A 22147-nucleotide genomic window follows, 5' to 3' on the forward strand; every position below is an offset into this window, starting at 1 on the left:
CTAGGGGAGGCAAGGCTAACAAAGCATAAATGGAATCCCCGGCCTTGGCAGCGAACCCGACATTGTTGATCGTCGTTGCTCTGGCCCTGCTTGATGGCGCGGACCGGGTGCTGATGCAGCGGCGGCCCGAAGGCCGCGCACATGGCGGCTTGTGGGAGTTTCCCGGTGGCAAGGTGGAGCCGGGTGAGGGGCCTGCCTCCGCCCTCGTGCGGGAGATCGCGGAGGAATTGTCGATCACTATCGATGTCGCCGATCTGGCGCCGCTGACGTTCGCCGCGAATTCCGAACAGGAGGGCACCCGGCCGCTGGTGCTCCTGCTTTACACCTGCCGATGCTGGGAAGGCGTGCCTGTGCCCGAGGCGGGTGCCGAGCTGCAATGGCTGAATGCCGAGGCGATATCTGCACTTTCCATGCCGCCGCTCGACGTGCCGCTGGCTGCCGCATTGCAGCGCCACCTAAAAAACCGTCATTAGGGGTTGCCAAGCCCGGGAGGCGGCTATAGAGGCGCGCTTCCACGCACCCGTAGCTCAGCTGGATAGAGCATCAGACTACGAATCTGAGGGTCGGGCGTTCGAATCGCTCCGGGTGCACCATTTCCCTAAATCGCTGGATTTCGCGCGGCTTTGCAGCAACCATGCCGTGCGCGGGGCTGCGTCGGAATACCGCTCGAATAGGTATACGAAAGCGGCGGCGCCAAGCCTTGCCCGTTGCGGATTTCAGGCACTTGGTCCTATAGCGGCGCTTGTGGCGCTCCCCTTGGACGGGCTGCTGCCATGACATGTGCCCTCCCCAGGCTGCCAGACAAGGAACCACCGCATTGGCCCAGTCCGCCAAGCCGCGCGTAACCAAAGCGACAAAGTCGCCGGCTGCGCCCAAAGCCGCTCTCGCTGCGGCAAGCCCAGTCCCTCCGGCCATTGCGCCCGAAGATGAAGCCACCTTCGCGCTGCGCAGCCTCCAGCAGGCCCACGCCAACAACAAGCGCTTCGACGCGAGCGATGAGGAACTGCTCCACTTCTACGAACAGATGGTGCTGATTCGCCGCTTCGAGGAAAAGGCCGGCCAACTCTATGGCCTCGGCCTCATCGGCGGCTTCTGCCACCTCTATATCGGGCAGGAAGCGGTGGCCGTCGGCCTGCAGTCGGCGCTGAAAGAGGGCCACGACAGCGTTATCACCGGCTACCGCGATCACGGCCACATGCTGGCCTACGGCATCGATCCCAAGGTGATCATGGCCGAACTTACCGGGCGCGGCGCGGGCATCAGCCGGGGCAAGGGCGGCTCGATGCACATGTTCTCGACCGACCACAAGTTCTACGGCGGACATGGCATCGTCGGCGCGCAGGTGCCGCTCGGCGCGGGCCTTGCCTTTGCGCACAAGTATCGCGGCGATGGCGGCGTCTGCATGGCCTATTTCGGCGATGGCGCGGCCAACCAGGGCCAGGTCTACGAAACCTTCAACATGGCCGCCCTGTGGCAGTTTCCCATCGTCTTCGTCGTTGAAAACAACGGCTATGCCATGGGCACCGCGGTCAAGCGCGGCTCGGCTGAAACGCACTTCCACCGCCGCGGCACCGGTTTCCGCATCCCCGGCATGGACGTCAACGGCATGGACGTGCTCGAAGTGCGCGCCGCTGCCGAAGTTGCGCTCGAATATGTCCGTGGTGGCAATGGGCCGGTGCTGATGGAGCTCAACACCTATCGCTATCGCGGTCACTCGATGTCGGACCCGGCGAAGTACCGCAGCCGCGAGGAAGTGCAGGAGATGCGCGACCACCACGATCCGATCGAGGGCGCCAAGCAGGACTTGCTGCGCCGCGGCGTGACCGAGGACGCGATCAAGGCCATCGACAAGAAGATCCGCCAGATCGTCGCCGAAGCTGCCGATTTTGCCGAAAGCTCGCCCGAACCGGCGCCCGCCGAACTCTATACCGACGTGCTGGTGGGGACCTACTGACATGGCGATTGATCTCAAGATGCCCGCGCTTTCCCCGACGATGGAGGAAGGCACCCTCGCCAAATGGCTGGTAAAGCCCGGTGACACGGTGAAGTCCGGCGACATTCTCGCCGAGATTGAGACCGACAAGGCGACGATGGAATTCGAAGCGGTCGATGAAGGCGTGATCGGCGCGCTCATGGTGGCCGAAGGCACCGAAGGCGTGAAGGTCGGCACCGTGATTGCCACGATTACCGGCGATGACGAACCGGCTGCGCCCGCACCCGCTTCGGCGCCAGCCCCGGCTCCGGCCCCTGCGCCGGTCGTGGCCGCACCGCCGCCGCCGCCAGCGCGAGTCGCTGCTCCGGCTCCCGTCGCCGCAGTCCCCGCCGGGACCGCCATGACCTCAACCACAGTCCGCGAAGCCTTGCGCGATGCGATGGCCGAGGAAATGCGCGCCGACGACCGCGTCTTCGTGATGGGCGAGGAAGTCGCCGAATACCAGGGCGCCTACAAGGTCACGCAGGGCCTGCTCGAGGAATTCGGCCCCCGCCGCGTGATCGATACGCCGATCACCGAGTATGGCTTTGCCGGTATCGGCACGGGCGCTGCCATGGGCGGTCTGCGCCCGATCATCGAATTCATGACGTTCAACTTCGCCATGCAGGCGATCGATCACATCATCAATTCGGCAGCCAAGACCAACTACATGTCCGGCGGCCAGATGCGCTGCCCCATCGTGTTCCGCGGCCCCAACGGCGCCGCTGCCCGCGTCGGCGCGCAGCACAGCCAGAACTATGCGCCGTGGTACGCCTCGGTCCCCGGCCTGATCGTCATCGCGCCCTATGACGCGGCGGATGCCAAGGGCCTGCTCAAGTCCGCCATCCGCAGCCCCGATCCGGTCGTCTTCCTCGAAAACGAGCTGGTCTATGGCCGCGCTTTCGATGTGCCGCAGCTGGATGATTACACCGTCCCCATCGGCAAGGCGCGCACCATGCGCGCGGGCCGCGATGTCACCATCGTGACCTACTCGATCGGCGTTGCCCTTGCGCTCGACGCTGCCGAGAAGCTCGCCGCCGAAGGCATCGAGGCCGAAGTGCTCGATTTGCGGACGCTGCGCCCGCTCGACAAGGCGGCCGTGCTCGAAAGCCTGGCGCGCACCAACCGCATGGTCGTGGTCGAGGAAGGCTTCCCGGTTTGCTCGATTGCTTCGGAAATCATCAGCATCGTGATGGAAGAGGGCTTTGACCACCTCGACGCTCCGGTCCTGCGCGTCTGCAACGAAGACGTGCCGCTGCCTTACGCCGCCAACCTCGAAAAGCTTGCGCTGGTCGATACCGCGCGGGTGATCGCGGCGGTCAAGAAGGTCTGCTACCGCTGATCTGATGGAGCCTGCTCGCAGTCCAAGCGGTGGGGCCGAGATCGAGCTCAGCCCTCCTGAGCGGCTCGCGGTGCTCTACGCGCCGCGCCGCCTTCAGGCGCTGTGGGAAGGCTTTCTCCTGCTCGACTGGCGGCTTGCCGATGCCGCGCGGGAAGGCCGTGATCCGCTGATGATCCAGCTGCGCCTGGCCTGGTGGCGTGACCGGTTCGAGCAGCCGGCCAATGCGTGGCCGCTGGGCGAACCGCTGCTGGCACTCCTCCACGCGTGGGACAGCGAGCGCCCGGCGCTCCGCGCGCTCGTCGATGGCTGGGAAGCCCGGATCGTCGGCGAAGATGGCGGCGCGGAGCTCGGCAAGGCGCGGATCGAGGCGGTTTGCGCACTCGCGCGGCTAAGCGGCGTGCGTCCGGACGATGCGGTCCGCCGCGCCGCTGCCGAATGGCTGGGCCTTGAACCGGAAAGCACGTCCGCGCCGATCCTGCCCGGGCCACTGCGCCCGCTGGTGATTCTGCGCGGCATGGCCCTGCGCGAAGCGACGGGGCGCCCCGGTGGCCCCTTGCGCGATTTCCTCGCGATCCTCCGTCTCGGTTTATTCGGGCGCTGAAACTCTAACCAAAATGGCAGGGCTTGCCTCTGCCGCTGGCGCGTCATGCCGCCTATCCTGGGCTCTGTTCCTTGGGAGGGCCCGGCATGAACCGAATGCTCATAGGCGCGCTTGGCCCGCTGTTGCTCGTGGCCTCGGGCCTTTTCTGGTGGCAGGGCCGCGCCGCTGTTACGCCGCCCGCCGCCCCCAGCCACCTCGCGCTCGCCTCCGCCGCTGCGGCGGATGAGGAACTTCCCGATTCCGATGCAGGCGATGCGGTCGGTCCCGGCCTCCCCGAAGCCAGCGAGCAAAGCCGCGAGGCGAAGCGCTTCGACCGGCTCGACAAGAACCGCGACGGCAAGATCACCCGCACCGAAATGGTCAGTCCACGAATCAAGGATTTCCGAAAGCTCGATGTCGATGGCAACAACCTGTTGACCTTCGACGAATGGTCAGTCGCCACCGACAACCGCTTCAAGGGTGCGGACAAGAACGGGGATGGTAGCCTCAGCCGCGAGGAATTCGCGACGACCAAGCCGAAGAAACCGAAGAAGCCCGCCTGCAAGTGCTGAAAAAGAAGGGGTTTCGCGCAGAGACGCAGAGGAAGCAGAGATCGCAGAGAGAAAGACAAGCAGGCAGGAAAGCGGCCGCGTTCGCGGAATTCCAAACAGTACCAGGCACAAATGACCTTACGCTTATCACTTTCCGTCACCCCGTGCTTGACACAGGGTTGGGCAGTTCTTCTGGCGCGGCGCCAAAGAGAAAGCCACGGCCCGGATCAAGTCCGGGCCGACGATACCGAGTGATGTCATCTTGTCTGGCACAACGTCTTTGCGCCCTCTTTTTCCTCCGCGTCCCTGCGCGAAACCCTTCTAAACCTCCTTGGGCACCCACCCTGCCAGATCGGCCTTCGCCCGCGCGGTATAGGCTTCCTTGCGCTGCTTCTTCTTCGTTTCGGGATCCGGCGGTGGAAACAGCCCGAAGTTCACGTTCATCGGCTGATACGTCTCGGCCTCGGCATCGCCGGTGATATGGGAAAGCAGCGCGCCCAGCGCCGAGGTGCGCGGCGGGGCAGTCCACTCTCGTCCGGCAATCTCGGCCGCCGTCATCAGCCCTGCCAGCAGACCCACGGCGCCGCTCTCGACATAGCCCTCGCACCCGGTGATCTGCCCGGCAAAGCGAATATGGGCTGCCGATTTCAGCCGCAACTGGCGGTCGAGCAAAGTCGGCGAATTGAGGAAGGTATTGCGGTGCAGTCCGCCGAGCCGAGCAAACTCGGCCTGCTCCAGCCCCGGGATCGTGCGGAACACGCGCACTTGTTCGGCATGCTTGAGCTTCGTCTGGAAGCCCACCATGTTCCACAGGGTGCCGAGCTTGTTGTCCTGCCGGAGCTGTACCACGGCATAAGGCCAACGCCCGCTGGGATGCTCTGCCGTCGCCCAGTGCGGATTATCGAGCCCCACCGGCTTCATCGGCCCGAAGCGCAATGTTTCCACCCCGCGCGCGGCCATGACCTCAATGGGCATGCAGCCGTCGAAATAGGGGGTATTGGCCTCCCATTCCTTGAACTCGGTCTTCTCGCCAGCGAGCAATTCCTCGCGAAACGCCTCGTACTGGGGCCGGGTCATCGGGCAATTGATGTAGTCCCGCCCATCGCCGCCCATCGCAAGGCTGGCTTCCGCGCCCTTGTCCCAGCGCGAGGCCATCCACGCGACGTCCATATTGATCGACTCGCGGTAGACGATCGGTGCAATCGCATCGAAGAAGGCAAGGCTCTCCGCGCCGGTAGCCGCGCCAATGCTGGAGGCGAGGGCAGGGGCCGTCAGCGGCCCCGTCGCCACGATGGTGAGGCCGTCCGAAGGTAGTACATCGACCCGCTCGCGCACGATCTCCAATGTCGGTTGCGCGCGCAGCATGGCCTCGACTTCCGCCGAGAACACTTCGCGGTCCACCGCCAGCGCCGAGCCTGCCGGCACCCGCGCCTTGGCCGCTGCCGCCATCAGCAGGCTGTCACATTGCCGCATCTCGTAGTGCAGCAGGCCGACCGCGTTTTTCTCGTCATCGTCCGAACGGAACGAATTGGAGCAGACCAGCTCCGCCAGCCCATCGGAATTGTGCGCCGCCGTCGTATCGCCGCCGCCGCGCATCTCCGAGAGCCGCACGCGGATGCCCCGCCGCGCGAGCTGCCACGCGGCTTCGCTTCCGGCCATGCCGCCGCCGATGATGTGAACCTGATGCGTCATGACACGCGCATTGGCATTGCGTCCCCCGCGCGGCAAGCCCTAGGGAGGAGCCCGGAAGGGAAGGGGGACCATGCCGCAGCGCGCCTTGATCGAACAACGGCCCTGGCTGCTCGCCAGCGTGATCGCGGGCATCAGCTACTGGTTCGTGGCAGGAAGCTGGATTCCCGGCCTCTACCTGATCCTGTGGAAGGGTGCGGGCGTCAGCCTGCTCGCCGTATACGCGTGGCGCCATCACCCGGTTCCGGACGCGCACCGCATCGCGCTCGTCATGGCCCTCGGTGCGTTGGGCGACATGGTGCTGGAAGTGAGCTTCACCGGTGGCGCTCTGGCGTTCCTGCTGGGCCACATGGCCGCGATCACGCTGTACCTCAAGCATCGCCGCAGCATGAGGCAGGGCGACAAGGTCGTGGCAGCCACCGTGCTTCTCGCCATTCCCGTTGCCAGCCTTGCACTGACGGGCCGCCCGGAAGTCGCGTTCTACGCCCTGGGCCTCGGCGGCATGACAGCTGCCGCTTTCGCCAGCGACTTTCCGCGCCTGCGCGTCGCGCTGGGCGCTGCGATGTTCGCGCTGTCGGATTTGCTGATCTTTGCGCGCATGGGCCCACTGGCAGAAAGCGCCGTGCCGCACCTGCTGGTCTGGCCGCTTTACTATTTCGGGCAGTTCCTCATCACCGTGGGCGTAATCGGCGCGCTGCGCGCACAGGGCGATTTCACCGCGCTCTAGCTTCGTCATTCACGCGCAGGCGGGAATCAAGAGCGGCATATGCTGCGTTCGTATCCTTGATTTCCCGCCTTCGCGGGAATGACGAAGATTGGGGTGAGGGCTCTTCCCTAACCCGCCACCGGCAGCCGCACCGCCCCGTCGGCATCGCGCTCCAGCGGCCCATAGGCCAACACGGCATTGAGCGAGAGCGCCGCGTAGATGTGCGGAAACAGCTGCCCCCCGCGCGAGGGCTCCCACTTCACCGCATCGCCCAGAACCGCCAGATCGACCGCCGCGATATGCAAGTCCGTCTGCCCGGCAAAGTGCTTGTCCACCGTCTCGGTCACCTGATCTGCGGTTGAAAGGTGGATGTAGCCATCCGCCAGATCGATCGGAGCGCCTGCAAACACGCCGTCATGTTCCAGCAGCTCCATCTGCGCCGCGGTCAGAACCTTGAAGGCAACTTGCGGCAGCTCGCTCATGCTTCGGCCTCAGGCTCAGCCTCGGCTTCGCCCTCTTCCTCAGCCAACCGCACTGCGCTGACCACGCTTTCGCCGCCCGAAACATTGAACAGCCGCACACCCGCCGAGCCGCGCCCGATCACGCGGAGCGTATCCAGCGGCAGCCGGATCAGCTTGGCCTGATCGGTCACCAGCATGAGCTGGTCCGCCTGGCTCGCCGGGAAGCTCGCCACGACCGGCCCGTTGCGCGCGATGTTGTCGATATTGGTGATGCCCTGGCCGCCGCGGCCCGTCCGCCGGTACTCGTAGGCCGAGGAGAGCTTGCCGTAGCCATTGGCGCAAACCGTCAGGATGAACTGCTCGCGCGCCTGCAATTCGGCCATGCGCTCGGCCGTCAGCGAAGGCTCGCCCTCCTTCTCACCCTTCCACGGGGCAAAGCGGACGTATTCCTCGCGCTCCTCGGCGCTCGTGCCCACGCGGTGCAGGATCGAAAGCGAGATCACCTCGTCATCGCCCTTGAGCGTCATGCCGCGCACACCGGTAGACGTGCGGCTCGTGAACTCGCGCACTTCGTCGCCCGCAAAGCGGATGGCCTTGCCGCTGCGCGTCGCCAGCAGCACGTCGTCGCTTGCTTCGAGCAGCGCGACGCCAATCAGCCGGTCGTCGTCGCCTTCCTCGAAGCGCATCGCGAACTTGCCGTTCGAGGGGATGTTGGCGAAGGCATCCATGGCATTGCGGCGCACATTGCCCTTTGCTGTCGCGAACACGACCGAGAGTTTGCCCCATTCCGCCTCGTCCTCGGGCAGCGGCAGGACGGTCGCAATCGTCTCGCCTGCGTCCAGCGCGGGGAGCAGATTGACCATCGGCCGCCCGCGCGTCGTCGGCCCACCTTCGGGCAGGCGCCAGACCTTGAGGCGATAGACCTTGCCCGCGGTCGAGAAGAACAGCACCGGCGTGTGGGTCGAGGTGACGAACATCGTCGCCACCGCATCCTCTTCCTTGGTCGCCATGCCGCTGCGGCCCTTGCCGCCCCGGTTCTGCGCGCGGAAGGTGGAGAGCGGAGTGCGCTTGATGTAGCCGTCGAGGGTGATCGTGACGACCATGTCCTCGCGCTCGATCAGGTCCTCGTCCTCGATCCCGTCGGCGGGCGCGGTGATCTGGCAGCGGCGCGGCGTCGCGTAGGCATCGCGCACCGCGACGAGTTCCTCGCGCATCACGGCATAGAGCTTCTCGCGGTCTGCAAGGATCGCGAGGTACTCGGCAATCGCCTTCGAGAGCACTTCGAGCTCGGCGCCGATCTCGTCGCGGCCCAGCGCGGTGAGGCGGTGGAGCCGCAGATCGAGGATCGCGCGGACCTGTGTTTCGCTCAGGCGGTAGCTCCCGCCTTCGCCTTCCAGCGCTTCATCTTCGATCGCCTCGACCAGGCGGATATAGGGCGCGATCTCTCCGATCGGCCATTCGCGCGCCATCAGCGTCTCGCGCGCCAGCGCCGGATTGGCCGAGGCGCGGATGATCCGCACAACTTCATCGAGGTTCGAGACCGCGACGACGAGGCCGAGCAGGATATGGGCCCGGTCGCGCGCCTTGTTCAGCTCGAACTTGGTGCGGCGCTGGATCACCTCCTCGCGGAACTGGACGAAGGCCTCGATAATGTCGCGCAGCGTGAGGATTTCAGGCCGTCCACCGCGAATCGCCAGCATGTTTGCCGGGAAGTTCGATTGCGCGGGCGTGTTGCGCCAAAGCTGGTTGAGCACGACTTCGGGCGTTGCATCGCGCTTGAGGTCGATGACCACGCGCACGCCTTCGCGGTTCGATTCGTCGCGGATGTCCGAGATGCCCTCGATCCGCTTGTCCTTGGCGGCTTCGGCGATCTTCTCGACCAGGCCGTTCTTGCCCACCTGATAAGGGATCGAGGTGAGCACGATCGACTTGCGTCCTTCGCCCCGTCCGCCCTTGGTGTCCTCGATCTCGTGCCGCGCGCGCATCACGATCGAGCCGCGCCCTTCGTGATAGGCCTTGCGCGCACCACTCGTGCCCAGGATCAGCGGCGCAGTCGGGAAATCGGGCGCCGGAATGATCTGGATCAGTTCGTCGATGGTGATCGCCGGGTTCGCCATATAGGCGAGGCAGCCATTGATCACTTCGCCAAGGTTGTGCGGCGGAATATTGGTCGCCATGCCGACCGCGATGCCGCCCGCGCCGTTGACCAGCAGGTTGGGGAACCGCGCCGGCAGCACCTGCGGCTCGTTCTCCGAACCATCGTAGTTGGGCTGGAAATCGACCGTATCCTTGTCGATATCCGCCATCAGCGCATCGGCCACCTTGGCGAGCCGCGCCTCGGTGTAGCGCATCGAGGCCGGCGGATCGGGATCCATCGAGCCGAAGTTGCCCTGACCGTCGATCAGCGGCAGGCGCATCGACCAGTCCTGCGTCATGCGCGCGAGCGCGTCGTAGATCGCGCTGTCGCCATGCGGGTGGTACTTGCCCATGCAATCGCCGACGATACGCGCGGACTTGCGATAGGCCTTGGTCGAGGTGAACCCGTTCTCGTGGCTCGTCCACAGGATGCGGCGGTGGACGGGCTTCAGGCCATCGCGCACATCGGGCAACGCGCGGCTCACGATCACGCTCATCGCGTAATCTAGGTAGCTCGTCTTCATTTCATCGACGATGTCGATCCGCTGGAACTCGTGGTCCGGCAGCGGGGCGGGCGGGTCGATCAGGCCAGTGTCATCGCTCACGTTGGGCTTTTTCGCTTCTGTTCAGGGATGTCGTTGGCACTAGGCCAAAGCCCCGCCAAACACCAGAAAACGGCCCGGTTCAGGCCGCCTTATCCACATATGCGAGCACCTGTCCGCGCTATTCCTGAACAATGAGACGAATTGGTATTCAATCCGGGTTCACCCGGTGGGTTCCATTGCAGCAAGGCGTTGCCAAGGCGGCGATTTCGCGCCAGAGGTTCGCGCGGACGGAGTGAGAGACATGCCCATTCTGCCGATGTTTTGGGATACGGCCCGGGGCACGAACGATCAGGGGACCGGTCCGGTCTGCCGTCGTGGGCCAGGAGGAGATGAAGTGATGCGGGGTAATGCAATGAAATTCGTGGCGGCTCGCGCTGCGCTGGCAGTAGCGCTTTCGACCGGCCCCATGGCGGTTATGGCTGCAGGCGGCGTCCTGCTCGGCGCTGCGCCTGCCATCGCGAAGGAAAAGGAAGCCCCCAAGGGTGGCACTTATTCCAAGGAATTCATCGCCGTAGCCGGCCCGGTGCAGAAGCTGGTGCAGGATGCGCAGGCCGCCAAGGCCAAGGGCACGCCCGATGCGCAGATCAAGGCGACGCTCGGTGGTGCCGCGGAAGCGGTCGCCAAGGCCGAAGCAGCCGCCAAGACGGGCCAGGACAAGCTTGCCGCCGGCCAGTTCGCGGTGCAGCTCGGCGGTTTCCTCGAGGATACGGCGATGCGTTCGCGCGGCGTCAAGAACATGATCGACAGCGGCCTGCTGGAAGCTGACAAGATCCCGACCTTCAACTTCTATCTGGGCAACTTCGCCTATGCATCGAAGGACTATCAGGGCGCGATCGAGCCGCTGACCAAGGCAATCCAGGGCAACGTTTCGGAAGACGCGGCAGCCGAGATGCTCGCCGATTCCTACACGCAGCTGGGCAAGCCTGCCGAAGGCATCGCAGCGCTCAAGATGGCGTACGATGCGCGCAAGGCGGCGAACGGCACCGTGCCGGACAACTGGTACACGCGCGCCAAGATCATCGCCTACAAGGCGAAGCTCGGGCCGCAGGCGATCGAGTGGTCGACGCTTGAAGTCGCCGCGCAGCCCACATCGCTCAACTGGCTCGGCGCTGGCCAGCTTGCGCGCGAATTCGGCGGCTTCGGCAAGGAAGAATCGCTCGATCTGGGCCGCCTGTTCCTCCGCAGCGGCGCGCTCGACAACGACAAGCAGTTCGTCGCGCGTGAATTCATCGAATACGTCCAGGCGGCCGACCCGCGCCGTCTGCCCGGTGAAACGGTGAAAGTCATCGAACTCGGCCTTTCGAAGAAGGCGCTCGATGTCAGCGACGTGTTCGTCAGCGACTCGCTCTCGCAGGCCAAGGGCCGCATCGCGGCGGACAAGGCTTCGCTCGTCGGTCTCGAAAAGGACGCCCGCGCTGCCGCCGATGGCAAGCTCGCGGTCGCCACGGCCGATGCCTACCTGTCATATGACAACCCCGCCAAGGCAGAGGAGCTCTATCAGCTCGCGCTCACCAAGGGCGGAGCCTTCGACATGGACCGCGCAGAGACTCGCCTCGGCATCGCACAGCTCGATCAGGACAAGTTCGATGCGGCGAAGGCCAGCTTTGCCAAGGTCGGCGGCGTGCGCGCCCCGCTCGCACGGCTGTTCTCGGTTCTCGCAGACCAGAAGTCGAAGCCCTGATCGGCTGAGGCGGTCAAATCCAACGGAAAAGGGCGGCCCCGCAAAGGCCGCCCTTTTTTGTGGCGAGGGCGCCGCTCACTTCGCTTCGAGGAACTCGCCCGAATCCTCGTCGAGTACGTGAAGCACTCCGTCGGAAATCGCGAAGAACGCCCCGCGCAGGCGCAGTTCCCCGGCGGCTTCCTTGCGGCGCACGCAAGGGAAGGTCCGCAGATTGGCAAGGCTGACCTTGACGCCCGCCTGCTCCATCGCGCGCTCCGCCGGGCGGCCGCTGGTGCCATGGGCGTGGATCACCGCATCGCGTGCGGGCCTCAGCAGGCCGATCCAGTCGTTGATGAAACCGCCTTCGCCCGGCTCGGTGCCTTCCAGCTCCTGCGTGAGCGCTGCGCGGCAGCCGCCGCACATGCCGTGGCCGAGCACGACGATCTTGCGCACCTTCAGCACCTGCACCGCAAATTCGAGCGCGGCGGATACGCCGTGGTAGCCGGGTGACGTCTCGAATGGCGGCACCAGTGCGGCGACATTGCGCACCACGAACATCTCGCCGGGGTCGGTATCGAAGATCTGCGCCGGGTCCACCCGGCTGTCCGAACAGGCAATAACCATCACCGGCGGTTCCTGCCCTTCGCGCAGCTGGTGCCAGCGCTCAAGGCGCGGGGTCCAGCCAGTCGTGCGGAAGCGGCGATAGCCTTCGATCAGATGATCAAGCTCGGGAGAGAAGGGTTTGGCCATATTGGACCTGTTGCCGCCTACGAATGCATCTTTCAAGTCATGCTTCATGCGCCTATCTGAACCGCCATGAACGATCAGTCCCCGATTGCCGCGCCAGATCGACCTGCGCGCCCCCGCAAGCCCGATTGGATCCGGGTCAAGGCACCGACCAGCAAGGGTTACGAGGAAACGCGCGGCCTCATGCGCAGTCTCGGGCTCAACACCGTGTGCGAAGAGGCGGCCTGCCCGAACATCGGCGAGTGCTGGACCAAGAAGCACGCGACGGTGATGATCCTCGGCGATGTCTGCACGCGCGCCTGCGCGTTCTGCAACGTCAAGACCGGCATGCCGCGCAAGGTCGACGCGAGCGAGCCGGGCCATGTCGCGGAAGCCGCCGCCAAGCTCGGCCTTGAGCATATCGTGGTGACCTCGGTTGACCGTGACGACCTGCCCGATGGCGGCGCGGGCCAGTTCGTGAAGGTCATTCAGGCCCTGCGCGCCGCAACGCCGAACACCACGATCGAGATTCTCACCCCTGATTTTCGTGGCAAGATGCGCGCGGCGGTCGAAGCGATCATGGCCGCGGGGCCCGACGTTTATAACCACAACCTCGAAACCGTGCCGCGCCTCTATCCCACGATCCGCCCCGGCGCGCGCTACTACGCCTCGCTGCGCCTGCTCGAAGAGGTCAAGCACCACGATCCGCGCGTGTTCACCAAGTCGGGCGTCATGCTCGGACTTGGCGAACAGCGGCTTGAGGTGCATCAGGTGATGGATGACATGCGCTCCGCCGGGATCGATTTCCTCACCATGGGCCAGTACCTCCAGCCCACGCCCAAGCACGCGCCGGTGATCGATTTCGTGACGCCGCAAGCCTTCGCCGCCTATGGCGCGATTGCCCGTGCCAAGGGCTTCCTGCAAGTCGCGGCAAGCCCCCTGACCCGTTCCAGCTACCACGCGGGCGAGGACTTCGCCGAAATGCGCGCCGCCCGCGAAGCACAGCTCGCCAAGGCCGCCGCGAGGGGCTGATCCCATGCCGGTGATCAACCAGCAGCGGCGGCTTGCCTGGTCGGCCGAGGAGATGTTCGATCTCGTCGCCGATGTGAAGCGCTACCCGGAGTTCCTGCCCTGGGTCGTTGCCACGCGCATCAAGTCCGATAGCGAGACCGAGATGGTGGCGGACATGATGGTCGGCTTCAGTGCACTGCGCGAAAAGTTCACCTCGCGCGTGATCAAGGAGCGCCCGAACCGTATCGCGGTCGAGTATCTCGATGGGCCCTTGAAGCGTCTCTCGAACACCTGGGAGTTCCGCGCGGACGAAGGGGGCGGCTGCGTGATCGATTTCAACGTCGATTTCACTTTCCGCAGTGCGATTCTCGAAGCGCTCGCCGGCCAGTATCTCGACCGCGCGTTCCGCAAGATGGTCGCCGCGTTCGAAACGCGTGCGGAAAAGGTCTACGGTAGCAGAAGCTCGAGCGCGACCAGCGCCGCCTGAAGGCGCACATCGGCACGGGTCTTGGCGGTTTCGAACACTTTCTGTTCAGCCACCACCGCCTCAGGGTCCTCGCCGCGCTCGGCCTTGGCGAAGACCACCGTGCCGACCGGCTTCTGCTCGGTTCCGCCGTCTGGCCCGGCGATCCCGGTGATCGCCACGGCCACTGCCGCGCGCGAATGCTTGAGTGCGCCCTGCGCCATCGACCAGGCGACCGCTACCGAAACCGCGCCGAACGTGTCGATGAGGTCGGTCGAGACGCCGAGCATCTCGTGCTTGGCCTCGTTCGAATAGGTCACGAAACCCCGGTCGACCACTGCGGACGAGCCGGCAATCTCGGTAAGCGCCGCCGCGACAAGCCCGCCGGTGCAGCTTTCGGCCACGGCGACCATCCGGCCGGCAGCCTTGTTTTCGGCAATCACCCGCGCGGCGAGCGTGGTCAGTTCAAGGGGGAGAAGCGTGTCCATGGTCAGGCCGCCGGGCAGATCGGCAGGTCGGACTTCTTCGCCGCGCCCACCGCGCCGCGCACTTGCGGCTTGTCCGAGAGAACGAGGATGAACGTCACCAGCTCCGCCGTGTTTTCGGGGGGCAGGGGCGATAGCAGCCGCGTCGCGCGCTCGATCGCCTTGCATTGGCCCGGCTTGATTCCCTTGGTCACCACGGCCGAGACCATGCCTTCCGCGAAAGGCTGCAGCGCCTCGTCCGAAAGGTTCGAGACGATATCCTTGAGCTTGTCGTCATTGCCGCCGAGCTTGACCAGCGCCGCGCGCGCTTCCGGCCAGGCCGCGCTCTTGCGCACCGCATAGCGCTGCACCAGCGAGGTGCCCTGTGTCGCGAAATAGCCCTGCGGCGAGAGCTGCGGACGGCAGGCCTTCATCGTGGAATTCATCACCACCGGCAGCGCATAGGTCACAAGGCTCGTCACCTCGCGCTCACTGAGGCAGGCCGGTTCCTGCGCAGCCGCCACTTCGGCCGCGCCCAGCGAGACGAGCGCCGCGCCCCAGACCAGGTTCCCTATCAGCGACATCAACCGCAACTCCTTCAGCCGCGCGCGATGACAGTGGCCACCGCCTGCGCCGCAATCCCTTCGCCGCGACCGGTGAAGCCGAGCCGCTCGGTGGTCGTCGCCTTGACGCTCACCGCAGCTATGTCAATCGCCAGAATCGAAGCGAGCCGTGCCCGCATGGCCGCCTTGTGCGGACCGATGCGCGGAGCCTCGCAGATGATCGTGACATCAACGTTGCCGATGGCATAACCCGCCCCGGCCACCAGTGTTCCCGCATGGGCAAGGAACCGGTCGGACGAGGCCCCCCGCCACTGCGGATCCGAAGGCGGGAAGTGATCACCGATATCGCCCGCCGCCACCGCGCCGAGCAGTGCATCGACCAACGCGTGGATCGCAACATCAGCATCAGAGTGCCCCGCAAGGCCCTTGGAATGCTCGATTTTCACGCCGCAGAGCCAAAGTTCCTCGCCTTCGGCAAGGCGGTGAACGTCGTAGCCCATGCCGGTGCGCACGGCGGGGTGTGTCATGCCGTCATCCTTCAGATCTTCCGCAAAGGTCACTTTCTTGAGCCGCTCGTCACCCGGAACGAGTGCGACCACCAGCCCCGCCGCTTCGGCAACGGCGGCATCATCACCTGCATCCGCAGCGCCGTCCCACGCCCGGTGCGCGGCAAGGATCGCATCGAAGCGGAAGGCCTGCGGGGTCTGCACGCGGTACAGACCATCGCGCTCGACAAAGGCCCCGCGCAAACCGTCTGCCCCGCGTACCACGCTGTCCACCACCGGCAGCACCGGAATGGCGCCGGGCTGGCCTTCGAGTGCCGCCACAAGCGCCGCAATCACCGCCTCCGAGAGATCAGGCCGCGCCGCATCGTGGATCAGCACATGGCCGGGCGCATCGCCTGCCAGCGCCTCCAGCCCCGCGCGCACCGATCCCTGCCGGCTCGCCGCACCGTGGACGAAACGAACGCCCGGCACCCCGGCGAGCGCTTCCACTGCGGTGTCTTCCCAGTTCGCGGGGATCACCGCCACGATGGGCGAAACCCCCGCCTTGGCGAGCGCTTCGACCGAATGCCGCACCAACGGCTTTCCGCGCCACAGCGCAAACTGCTTCGGCACCGTTCCGCCCGCGCGCAGGCCTTGGCCGGCAGCGACGACAACAGCGGCGACGGATGCGGGGGACGGCGCGTTCATGCACCGCCCCTTACAGTCCTTGCCGCAAACCGCGCAATCGACTAAGCGCATGCCTCTTTTTTAGGCAGACCCCGATGAGTGAACTTCCCGCCCCGCCCGAGCTCAAGCCGATCATGGTCGGCCCCGTGCGCATCGCGCAGCCTGTCGTGCTCGCGCCGATGACGGGCGTTTCGGATCTGCCGTTCCGCACCATGGTCCGCCGCTTCGGCTCGGGCCTCAACGTGACCGAAATGATCGCCAGCCCTGCCGCGATCCGCGAGACGCGCCAGTCGATCCAGAAGGCCGCTTGGCACCCGACCGAAGAGCCTGTCTCGATGCAGCTCATGGGCAACGAGCCTGCGCAAATGGCCGAAGCGGCGCGGATTTCCGAAGCCAAGGGCGCGGCGATCATCGATATCAACATGGGCTGCCCGGTGCGCAAGATCGTCAGCGGCGATTGCGGTTCGGCGCTGATGCGCGACATCCCGCTCGCCACCGCGCTGATCGAAGCGACGGTCAAGGCGGTCAAGGTTCCGGTCACGGTCAAGATGCGCATGGGCTGGTGCCATGACAGCCTCAATGCCCCCGAGCTTGCGCGCATTGCGCAAGACCTTGGCGCTCAGATGATCACCGTCCACGGACGCACCCGCAACCAGATGTACAAGGGTTCAGCCGACTGGCGCTTCGTGCGCCGCGTGAAGGACGCCGTCTCGATCCCCGTGATCGTCAACGGCGATATCTGCGGGATCGAGGATGCCGCGCAGGCCATCGAGCAGAGCGGCGCAGACGGCCTGATGATCGGGCGCGGCGCCTATGGCCGCCCGTGGCTGCTCGGCCAGGTCATGCACTGGCTGGATACCGGCGAATATCGCGCTGATCCGACCATCGCCGAACAATATGCCCTGATCACAGAGCATTACCACACCATGCTCGAGCACTATGGCACGGTGACAGGCGTAAACATGGCGCGCAAGCACCTCGGCTGGTACACCAAGGGCCTTCCCGGGTCGGCCGAGTTCCGCAACCGCGTGAACTTCATCGACGATCCCAAGGCCGTGCTCGCCGCACTGGCTGAATTCTACGGCCGCGCCATGGCTGCCCCCGCAAACCGCGCGGCGGCATGAGCGGTCCGGCCGACTGGCGCAAGGTCGGCGACAGCTCGCGGCCCGACGCCAAGCGCATCGTTGCCAGCCTACCGCTGGCGGTGTTCACGCTTGCGCCCGATCTGACCATCGCCGCCGCCAACCCCGCCGCCGAACAGCTGGCAGGGCAGGGCGCCCGCAGGCTCTTCGGCAAGGTTGTTGAGGATGTCTTCGCCTTCGAGGAGCCGCTCATCCTGCGCCGCCTCGCCGAGGGTGAGGCCCAGCTTCTGGCACGCGATTCGCTCGTCCGCATCCTCGGTGCACCCGCGCGCCGGATCGACGTCATGACATCGCCGGTAGCCTATTGCCCGGGCTGGCAGCTTCTCGCACTCAGCGAAGGTGTCGGCGTAGAGGCGCTTTCCGGCGACGGCGGCGGTGCCGGGGCGGGTGAGGGCACGCCGCTGCGCGCGCCCGAGGTGCTCGCCCACGAAATCAAGAACCCGCTCGCCGGTATCCGCGGCGCCGCGCAGTTGCTTGGCCGCAAGCTGGGCGAAACCGACCGCGCGCTGACCGAGCTGATAACCGGCGAAGTCGACCGCATCGCCAAGCTCGTCGACCAGATGCAATCGCTCTCCCGCCGGGGCCGCGAGCCGGGAACGGCCTGCAATCTCCACGAAGCGGTGCGCCGCGCACAGGCCGTGGTGGCCGCCGGGCATGGCGGGTTCGTGGTCGAGGAGGAGTTCGATCCCTCACTCCCGCCGGTCATGGCCAATCCCGATGCGCTGGTGCAGGTCCTCCTCAACCTCTTCACCAATGCGCGGGAAGCTTGCGAAACCGCACGCGAGCCGCGCATTGCCGTGCGCACGCGCTTCGCCAGCGGCATCCAGCTCCATGCCGGCCCCGGGGGCAAGCCGCTGCGCCTACCGATCGAGCTGCGCGTCAGCGACAATGGCCCCGGCATCGATCCGGCGCTGCGCGATCACATCTTCGATCCCTTCGTGACGGGCAAGAAGAACGGGCAGGGCCTGGGTCTCGCGCTCGTCCAGAAGCTGGTGCGCGAGATGAACGGACGCGTGACGCACGACCGCGACGATCTGCGCGGATGGACGCACTTTCGCTTGCACCTGCCCGTTGCTGGAAGCGCCAAGCCATGAAGAGCCGCATCCTTCTTGTCGAAGATGACGCCTCCATCGCGCTCGTCATCACCGCCGCGCTCGAGGCCGAGGGATACGATGTCTGGCGCTGCGCTTCGATTGCTGATCGTGATGGGCTGCTGGCGGAGCGACAGTACGGCCTGATGCTCACCGACGTAGTGCTGACCGACGGCGACGGCATGGAAACGCTGGGCCGCGTGCGCGAGGCTGCCCCGCACATGCCGGTGATCATTCTCTCGGCGCAGAACACGCTCGATACCGCCGTGCGCGCAAGCGATACCGGCGCTTTCGAGTACTTTCCCAAGCCTTTCGATCTCGATGAACTGGTCCGCACCGTGCGGCAGGCGATTGGCGCCAGCGAGAGTGCCAGCCTCGATGACGTGGCGGAAGACGTTGCCCCCGGCCTGCCGCTCGTCGGCCGCAGCCTTGCGATGCAGACGGTCTACCGGATGATCACGCGCGTGCTGCGCAATGATCTGACCGTGCTGATCCTTGGCGAATCCGGCACCGGCAAGGAACTGGTGGCCGAGGCGATCCACCAGCTAGGCAAGCGTAGCGCGGGTCCCTTCGTGGCCGTCAACACCGCCGCCATTCCCAGCGACCTCATCGAAAGCGAGCTTTTCGGCCACGAGAAGGGCGCCTTCACGGGTGCCGTCACCCGCCGCATCGGCAAGTTCGAGCAGGCGCGCGGCGGCACGCTCTTCCTCGACGAGATTGGCGACATGCCGCTGGAGGCGCAGACCCGGCTGCTGCGCGCGTTGCAATCGGGCCGCATCCGCCGTGTCGGCGGGACCGAGGAAATCACGCTCGATTGCCGCATCGTCGCGGCAACCAACCGCGATCTCGAGCCGATGATCGCCGCCGGCATGTTCCGCGAGGATCTCTACTACCGGCTCGCTGTCGTGCCGATTTCGCTGCCGCCCTTGCGGGAGCGGGCCGATGACATCGAAGCGCTGGCCCGCCACTTCCTCGTCCGCGCTGCGGGGGAGGGGCTGCCCCGCCGCCAGTTGACCGCAGCCGGAGCCGCGCTGCTGGCACGCCAGCCCTGGCGCGGCAACGTGCGCGAACTGCGCAATTTCGTCTATCGCCTTGCGCTGCTCGCCCGCGACGAAGTGATCGATGCGGCGACCATCGAGCCGCTGCTGGCGCAGGACCGCGCGCAGCCGCAACCCGGCCCTGCCGCATCTGCCGTCGCCGCCGATTTCGCCGAAGCGCTGGCCAACTGGCTCGTGCAGGAAGAGCCGGGCGAGGGCGAACTCTACAGTGCCGCCCTTGCTGCGTTCGAGCGCCCGCTGTTCCTGCATGCGCTAGCGGCTACTGGCGGCAACCAGCTGCGCGCTGCGCGCCTGCTCGGGATAAACCGCAACACGTTGCGCAAGCGCCTGTCCGAACTGTCGATCGATCCCGAGGAAGCGGTCGCGCGCGGCTGACGGCTTCTGGAACCCCGTCACCCGGGGGCCACATGTCGTTTGCCGCGATTACAGGTAGTTTCGTCGATTCGGCTTGCAATGGTGCAACAGCAGTGTTGTACATCCGCAACGATGATTCAGAACGGCAAAGGCGGCATGCGGCGCTCACCGAGGTGGTATCGCCGCCTTCTGGTGATGATGCGCCGCGCCAACGTTTTCCTGCTGCTGGAAATGACCGCGACCATGGCGCTGGCGCTGATGGTCACCGTCACCTGGATGGCGCTTTCCTCCAACGGCAACGCCAACCAACTGCTGCCCTCGCGGCTCACCGCCAGCCTGCTGATCGGTACTCTTGTGCCCGCGATGGCACTGATCGTGCTCATCGGCCGCCGGCTCGCGCTGCGCCGCGCAGCGCGCAGCGTGCTGGGAAGCAGCGGGCGGCTGCACGTGCGGCTCGTCTGGCTCTTCTCGCTCATCGCCGCGATCCCCACACTGCTCGTGGTGGTCTTTGCCTCGCTGCTGTTCCAGTCAGGGGTCGAGTTCTGGTTCTCCGACAACTCGCGCGGCATGCTCGAAAATGCCAACAGCCTCGCGCGGGGCTACTATGCGGACAAGCTGCGCGATGTCGGCAACGAAAGCGTCGCGATGGCGGGGGACCTGCGCGATTATCTGGGGCAGGCAGCGATCACCAGCCAGGAGTTCGCCGAGGGCTATTCGTGGCAGGTCATCAACCGCAGGCTCAACGAATCCGCGATCATCGAGAAGGGCCCTGACGGCACCCTGCGCACCGCTGCCATTGTCGATCCGGCGCGCAGTGAGCAGCGCGAGCGGATCACGCCTGCGGAACTCGCGCGGATCGATGGGGGCGAACCCGTCGTCGTCACCGCTTCGGCCGCCCGGATCGAGGCGGTGACCCCGGTCGACCGGACGCGCGGCATCTACCTCTATGTCGCTCGCAATTCCGATCAGCTGGCGCTCAACCAGTGGCAGCGTGCGCAAAGCGTGCTCAAGGCCTACGATTTCCTCTCCCGCCGCGCCCGCGCGCTGCAGTTGCGGTTCAACATCGCGCTGCTGGTGATCAGCCTTGCGCTCGTTGCGCTCGCCGTATGGGTCGCGCTGCGCTTTGCCGATCGGCAGGTGGCCCCGCTGATCGAACTCGTCTCGGCCGCGCGCAATGTCGGCAGCGGCAATTTCGAGATGCGCGTACAGCCTGGCAACGGTACCGACGAGGTCGGCCTGCTCGCCCGCGCGTTCAACCGCATGACTGCGCAGCTGGAGGCGCAGACCCAGGCCCTCGTCAGCGCCAATGCCCAGCTCGAAGTGCGCCGCGCGTTCATCGAAGCGGTGCTGGAATCGATCACGGCGGGCATCGTCTCGATCGACCGCGAAGGCGCGATCCGCCTGATGAACAGCTCGGCCCAGACCTTGCTGCAGCCAGCGCGGGCGGATGAAAACGTCCCCAATCCCATCGGCGCACCGCTGGCCGATATCGCGCCGCAGCTGGCCCAGTTCGTCGCCGGTGGCGAGCGCAGCGGCGTTGTTCACTATGCCAAGGGCGGGGACCTGCTGACACTGGCCGTCAAGGTCACGGCAGACCGCAACGGCCACGTAATCACCTTCGAGGACATCACCCGCCAGCTGCTCGACCAGCGCCGCGCGGCATGGTCCGACGTTGCCCGCCGCATTGCGCACGAGATCAAGAATCCGCTGACCCCGATCCAGCTGGCGACCGAACGCCTCAAACGCCGCTACCGCCGCCAGATCGAGACCGACCCCGAACTGTTCGAGGAACTGACCGCCACGATCATCCGTCAGGTCGGCGATCTGAGGCAGATGGTGGACGAGTTTTCATCGTTTGCGCGCCTGCCCAAGCCAGTGTTCCGCGCGGAGGATGCCAGCGATCTCGTCCGGCAGGCGCTGTTCTTGCAAGAAGTGGCACACAGCGACATCACCTTTACCTTCGAGGGCGAGGCGCAGGTGCCTGTCGAGGCCGACCGCCACCAGATCGGCCAGGCGATGACCAATGTGCTCAAGAACGCCATCGAAGCGATCGAGCAACGTGCAAGGGCAGAAGATATCGCCTATCGCGGCCGCATCGCGGTGAGCCTCGCCGCAGACCGTCATGCCGTCACCGTCACCATCGCCGACAATGGTGTTGGGCTGCCGGCCGAACGCGACCGCATTCTCGAACCCTACATGACGACGCGCGAGAAGGGCACCGGGCTCGGCCTCGCGATCGTCAACAAGATCGTCGAGGAGCATGGCGGCGCCATGGCGTTCGCTCCCAATGAAGCGGGCGGCACTTCGGTCATCATGCGCTTTGCGCGCAATCCCATCGCGGCAGAGGCCGTCACCGATACGCCGGCAGCCCCTGCCACGTCCGTTCCCGTCAACCGCTAGA

20 protein-coding genes and 1 tRNA gene are annotated in these 22147 nt (G+C 65.8%); 14 read left to right on the forward strand and 7 right to left on the reverse strand.

The genetic code is table 11. From position 1 onward, the window contains the following. The first annotated feature begins 29 nt into the window (after nt 1-29). From Q0071_RS22140 to Q0071_RS22165, 6 genes are all read left to right on the forward strand, one after another. Entirely contained in the window at nt 30-473 is a 444-nt protein-coding gene (locus Q0071_RS22140) for a (deoxy)nucleoside triphosphate pyrophosphohydrolase (RefSeq protein ID WP_298174741.1), read from the forward strand. A gap of 43 nt (nt 474-516) precedes the next feature. Continuing rightward, a tRNA-Arg gene (locus Q0071_RS22145) sits at nt 517-593 on the forward strand. Nucleotides 594-817: 224 nt separating this feature from the next. Further along, complete coding sequence (pdhA, locus tag Q0071_RS22150; protein WP_298174742.1) at nt 818-1954, forward strand: pyruvate dehydrogenase (acetyl-transferring) E1 component subunit alpha; 1137 nt, start codon at nt 818-820, stop codon at nt 1952-1954. A gap of 1 nt (nt 1955) precedes the next feature. Beyond that, entirely contained in the window at nt 1956-3314 is a 1359-nt protein-coding gene (locus tag Q0071_RS22155) for a pyruvate dehydrogenase complex E1 component subunit beta (RefSeq protein ID WP_298174743.1), read from the forward strand. Between the two features lie 4 nt (nt 3315-3318). Beyond that, nucleotides 3319-3915: a hypothetical protein gene (locus tag Q0071_RS22160; protein WP_298174744.1), complete on the forward strand. Its 597-nt coding sequence runs from the start codon at nt 3319-3321 to the stop codon at nt 3913-3915. Between the two features lie 86 nt (nt 3916-4001). Beyond that, nucleotides 4002-4466, forward strand: a complete 465-nt coding sequence (locus Q0071_RS22165; protein ID WP_298174745.1) for a hypothetical protein — start codon at nt 4002-4004, stop codon at nt 4464-4466. Nucleotides 4467-4766: 300 nt separating this feature from the next. Here Q0071_RS22165 and trmFO read toward each other — a convergent pair whose 3' ends face one another. After that, nucleotides 4767-6137, reverse strand: coding sequence for a methylenetetrahydrofolate--tRNA-(uracil(54)-C(5))-methyltransferase (FADH(2)-oxidizing) TrmFO (trmFO, locus tag Q0071_RS22170; RefSeq protein WP_298174746.1), 1371 nt, complete (start codon nt 6135-6137; stop codon nt 4767-4769). A gap of 70 nt (nt 6138-6207) precedes the next feature. Here trmFO and Q0071_RS22175 point away from each other — a divergent pair, with 70 nt between their 5' ends. Beyond that, nucleotides 6208-6861, forward strand: a complete 654-nt coding sequence (locus Q0071_RS22175; protein WP_298174747.1) for a lysoplasmalogenase — start codon at nt 6208-6210, stop codon at nt 6859-6861. A 107-nt stretch (nt 6862-6968) separates the two neighbouring features. Here the strand turns inward: Q0071_RS22175 and Q0071_RS22180 are convergent, their stop codons facing one another. Both Q0071_RS22180 and gyrA read right to left on the reverse strand, forming a co-directional pair. Continuing rightward, nucleotides 6969-7322, reverse strand: coding sequence for a DUF952 domain-containing protein (locus tag Q0071_RS22180; RefSeq protein WP_298174748.1), 354 nt, complete (start codon nt 7320-7322; stop codon nt 6969-6971). Next, on the reverse strand, nt 7319-10042 hold the full coding sequence (gene gyrA, locus Q0071_RS22185) for a DNA gyrase subunit A (RefSeq protein WP_298174749.1): 2724 nt from the start codon (nt 10040-10042) through the stop codon (nt 7319-7321). Before gyrA ends, Q0071_RS22180 begins: the two co-directional genes overlap by 4 nt. A gap of 337 nt (nt 10043-10379) precedes the next feature. Here gyrA and Q0071_RS22190 point away from each other — a divergent pair, with 337 nt between their 5' ends. Then, on the forward strand, nt 10380-11723 hold the full coding sequence (locus Q0071_RS22190; protein WP_298174750.1) for a hypothetical protein: 1344 nt from the start codon (nt 10380-10382) through the stop codon (nt 11721-11723). Between the two features lie 75 nt (nt 11724-11798). Here Q0071_RS22190 and Q0071_RS22195 read toward each other — a convergent pair whose 3' ends face one another. Next, nucleotides 11799-12452, reverse strand: coding sequence for a carbonic anhydrase (locus Q0071_RS22195; RefSeq protein WP_298174751.1), 654 nt, complete (start codon nt 12450-12452; stop codon nt 11799-11801). Between the two features lie 66 nt (nt 12453-12518). On the opposite strand from Q0071_RS22195, the gene lipA reads away from it, so the two are divergent. Together lipA and Q0071_RS22205 are read left to right on the forward strand one after the other, a co-directional pair. After that, nucleotides 12519-13460 carry a lipoyl synthase gene (lipA, locus tag Q0071_RS22200; protein WP_298174752.1) on the forward strand — a complete coding sequence of 314 codons (942 nt, stop codon included), beginning with the start codon at nt 12519-12521 and terminating at the stop codon, nt 13458-13460. Nucleotides 13461-13464: 4 nt separating this feature from the next. Next, complete coding sequence (locus tag Q0071_RS22205) at nt 13465-13926, forward strand: type II toxin-antitoxin system RatA family toxin (protein ID WP_298174753.1); 462 nt, start codon at nt 13465-13467, stop codon at nt 13924-13926. On the opposite strand, the gene Q0071_RS22210 is transcribed toward Q0071_RS22205, so the two are convergent. From Q0071_RS22210 to Q0071_RS22220, 3 genes are read right to left on the reverse strand one after another with little or no spacing between them, the layout of a single operon-like run. Next, on the reverse strand, nt 13887-14390 hold the full coding sequence (locus Q0071_RS22210; RefSeq protein ID WP_298174754.1) for a CinA family protein: 504 nt from the start codon (nt 14388-14390) through the stop codon (nt 13887-13889). The genes Q0071_RS22205 and Q0071_RS22210 overlap by 40 nt on opposite strands. 2 nt (nt 14391-14392) lie before the next feature. Beyond that, a complete protein-coding gene (locus tag Q0071_RS22215) occupies nt 14393-14950 on the reverse strand; it encodes a hypothetical protein (RefSeq protein WP_298174755.1) in 558 nt (185 codons plus the stop codon). A 14-nt stretch (nt 14951-14964) separates the two neighbouring features. Beyond that, a complete protein-coding gene (locus Q0071_RS22220; RefSeq protein ID WP_298174756.1) occupies nt 14965-16122 on the reverse strand; it encodes a bifunctional 2-C-methyl-D-erythritol 4-phosphate cytidylyltransferase/2-C-methyl-D-erythritol 2,4-cyclodiphosphate synthase in 1158 nt (385 codons plus the stop codon). A gap of 74 nt (nt 16123-16196) precedes the next feature. On the opposite strand from Q0071_RS22220, the gene dusB reads away from it, so the two are divergent. The 4 genes from dusB to Q0071_RS22240 all read left to right on the forward strand — a co-directional run bounded on the left by dusB (nt 16197) and on the right by Q0071_RS22240 (nt 22146). Then, nucleotides 16197-17225: a tRNA dihydrouridine synthase DusB gene (gene dusB, locus Q0071_RS22225; protein ID WP_298174757.1), complete on the forward strand. Its 1029-nt coding sequence runs from the start codon at nt 16197-16199 to the stop codon at nt 17223-17225. Further along, complete coding sequence (locus Q0071_RS22230; RefSeq protein ID WP_298174758.1) at nt 17222-18337, forward strand: ATP-binding protein; 1116 nt, start codon at nt 17222-17224, stop codon at nt 18335-18337. Before dusB ends, Q0071_RS22230 begins: the two co-directional genes overlap by 4 nt. After that, entirely contained in the window at nt 18334-19767 is a 1434-nt protein-coding gene (locus Q0071_RS22235) for a sigma-54 dependent transcriptional regulator (protein WP_298174759.1), read from the forward strand. The genes Q0071_RS22230 and Q0071_RS22235 overlap by 4 nt, the downstream gene beginning before the upstream one ends. Before the next feature lie 111 nt (nt 19768-19878). Next, a complete protein-coding gene (locus Q0071_RS22240) occupies nt 19879-22146 on the forward strand; it encodes an ATP-binding protein (RefSeq protein WP_298174760.1) in 2268 nt (755 codons plus the stop codon). Nucleotide 22147 lies beyond the last annotated feature (1 nt).

This window comes from Novosphingobium sp. (genome assembly GCF_027486195.1).
Taxonomy (GTDB): Bacteria; Pseudomonadota; Alphaproteobacteria; order Sphingomonadales; family Sphingomonadaceae; genus Novosphingobium.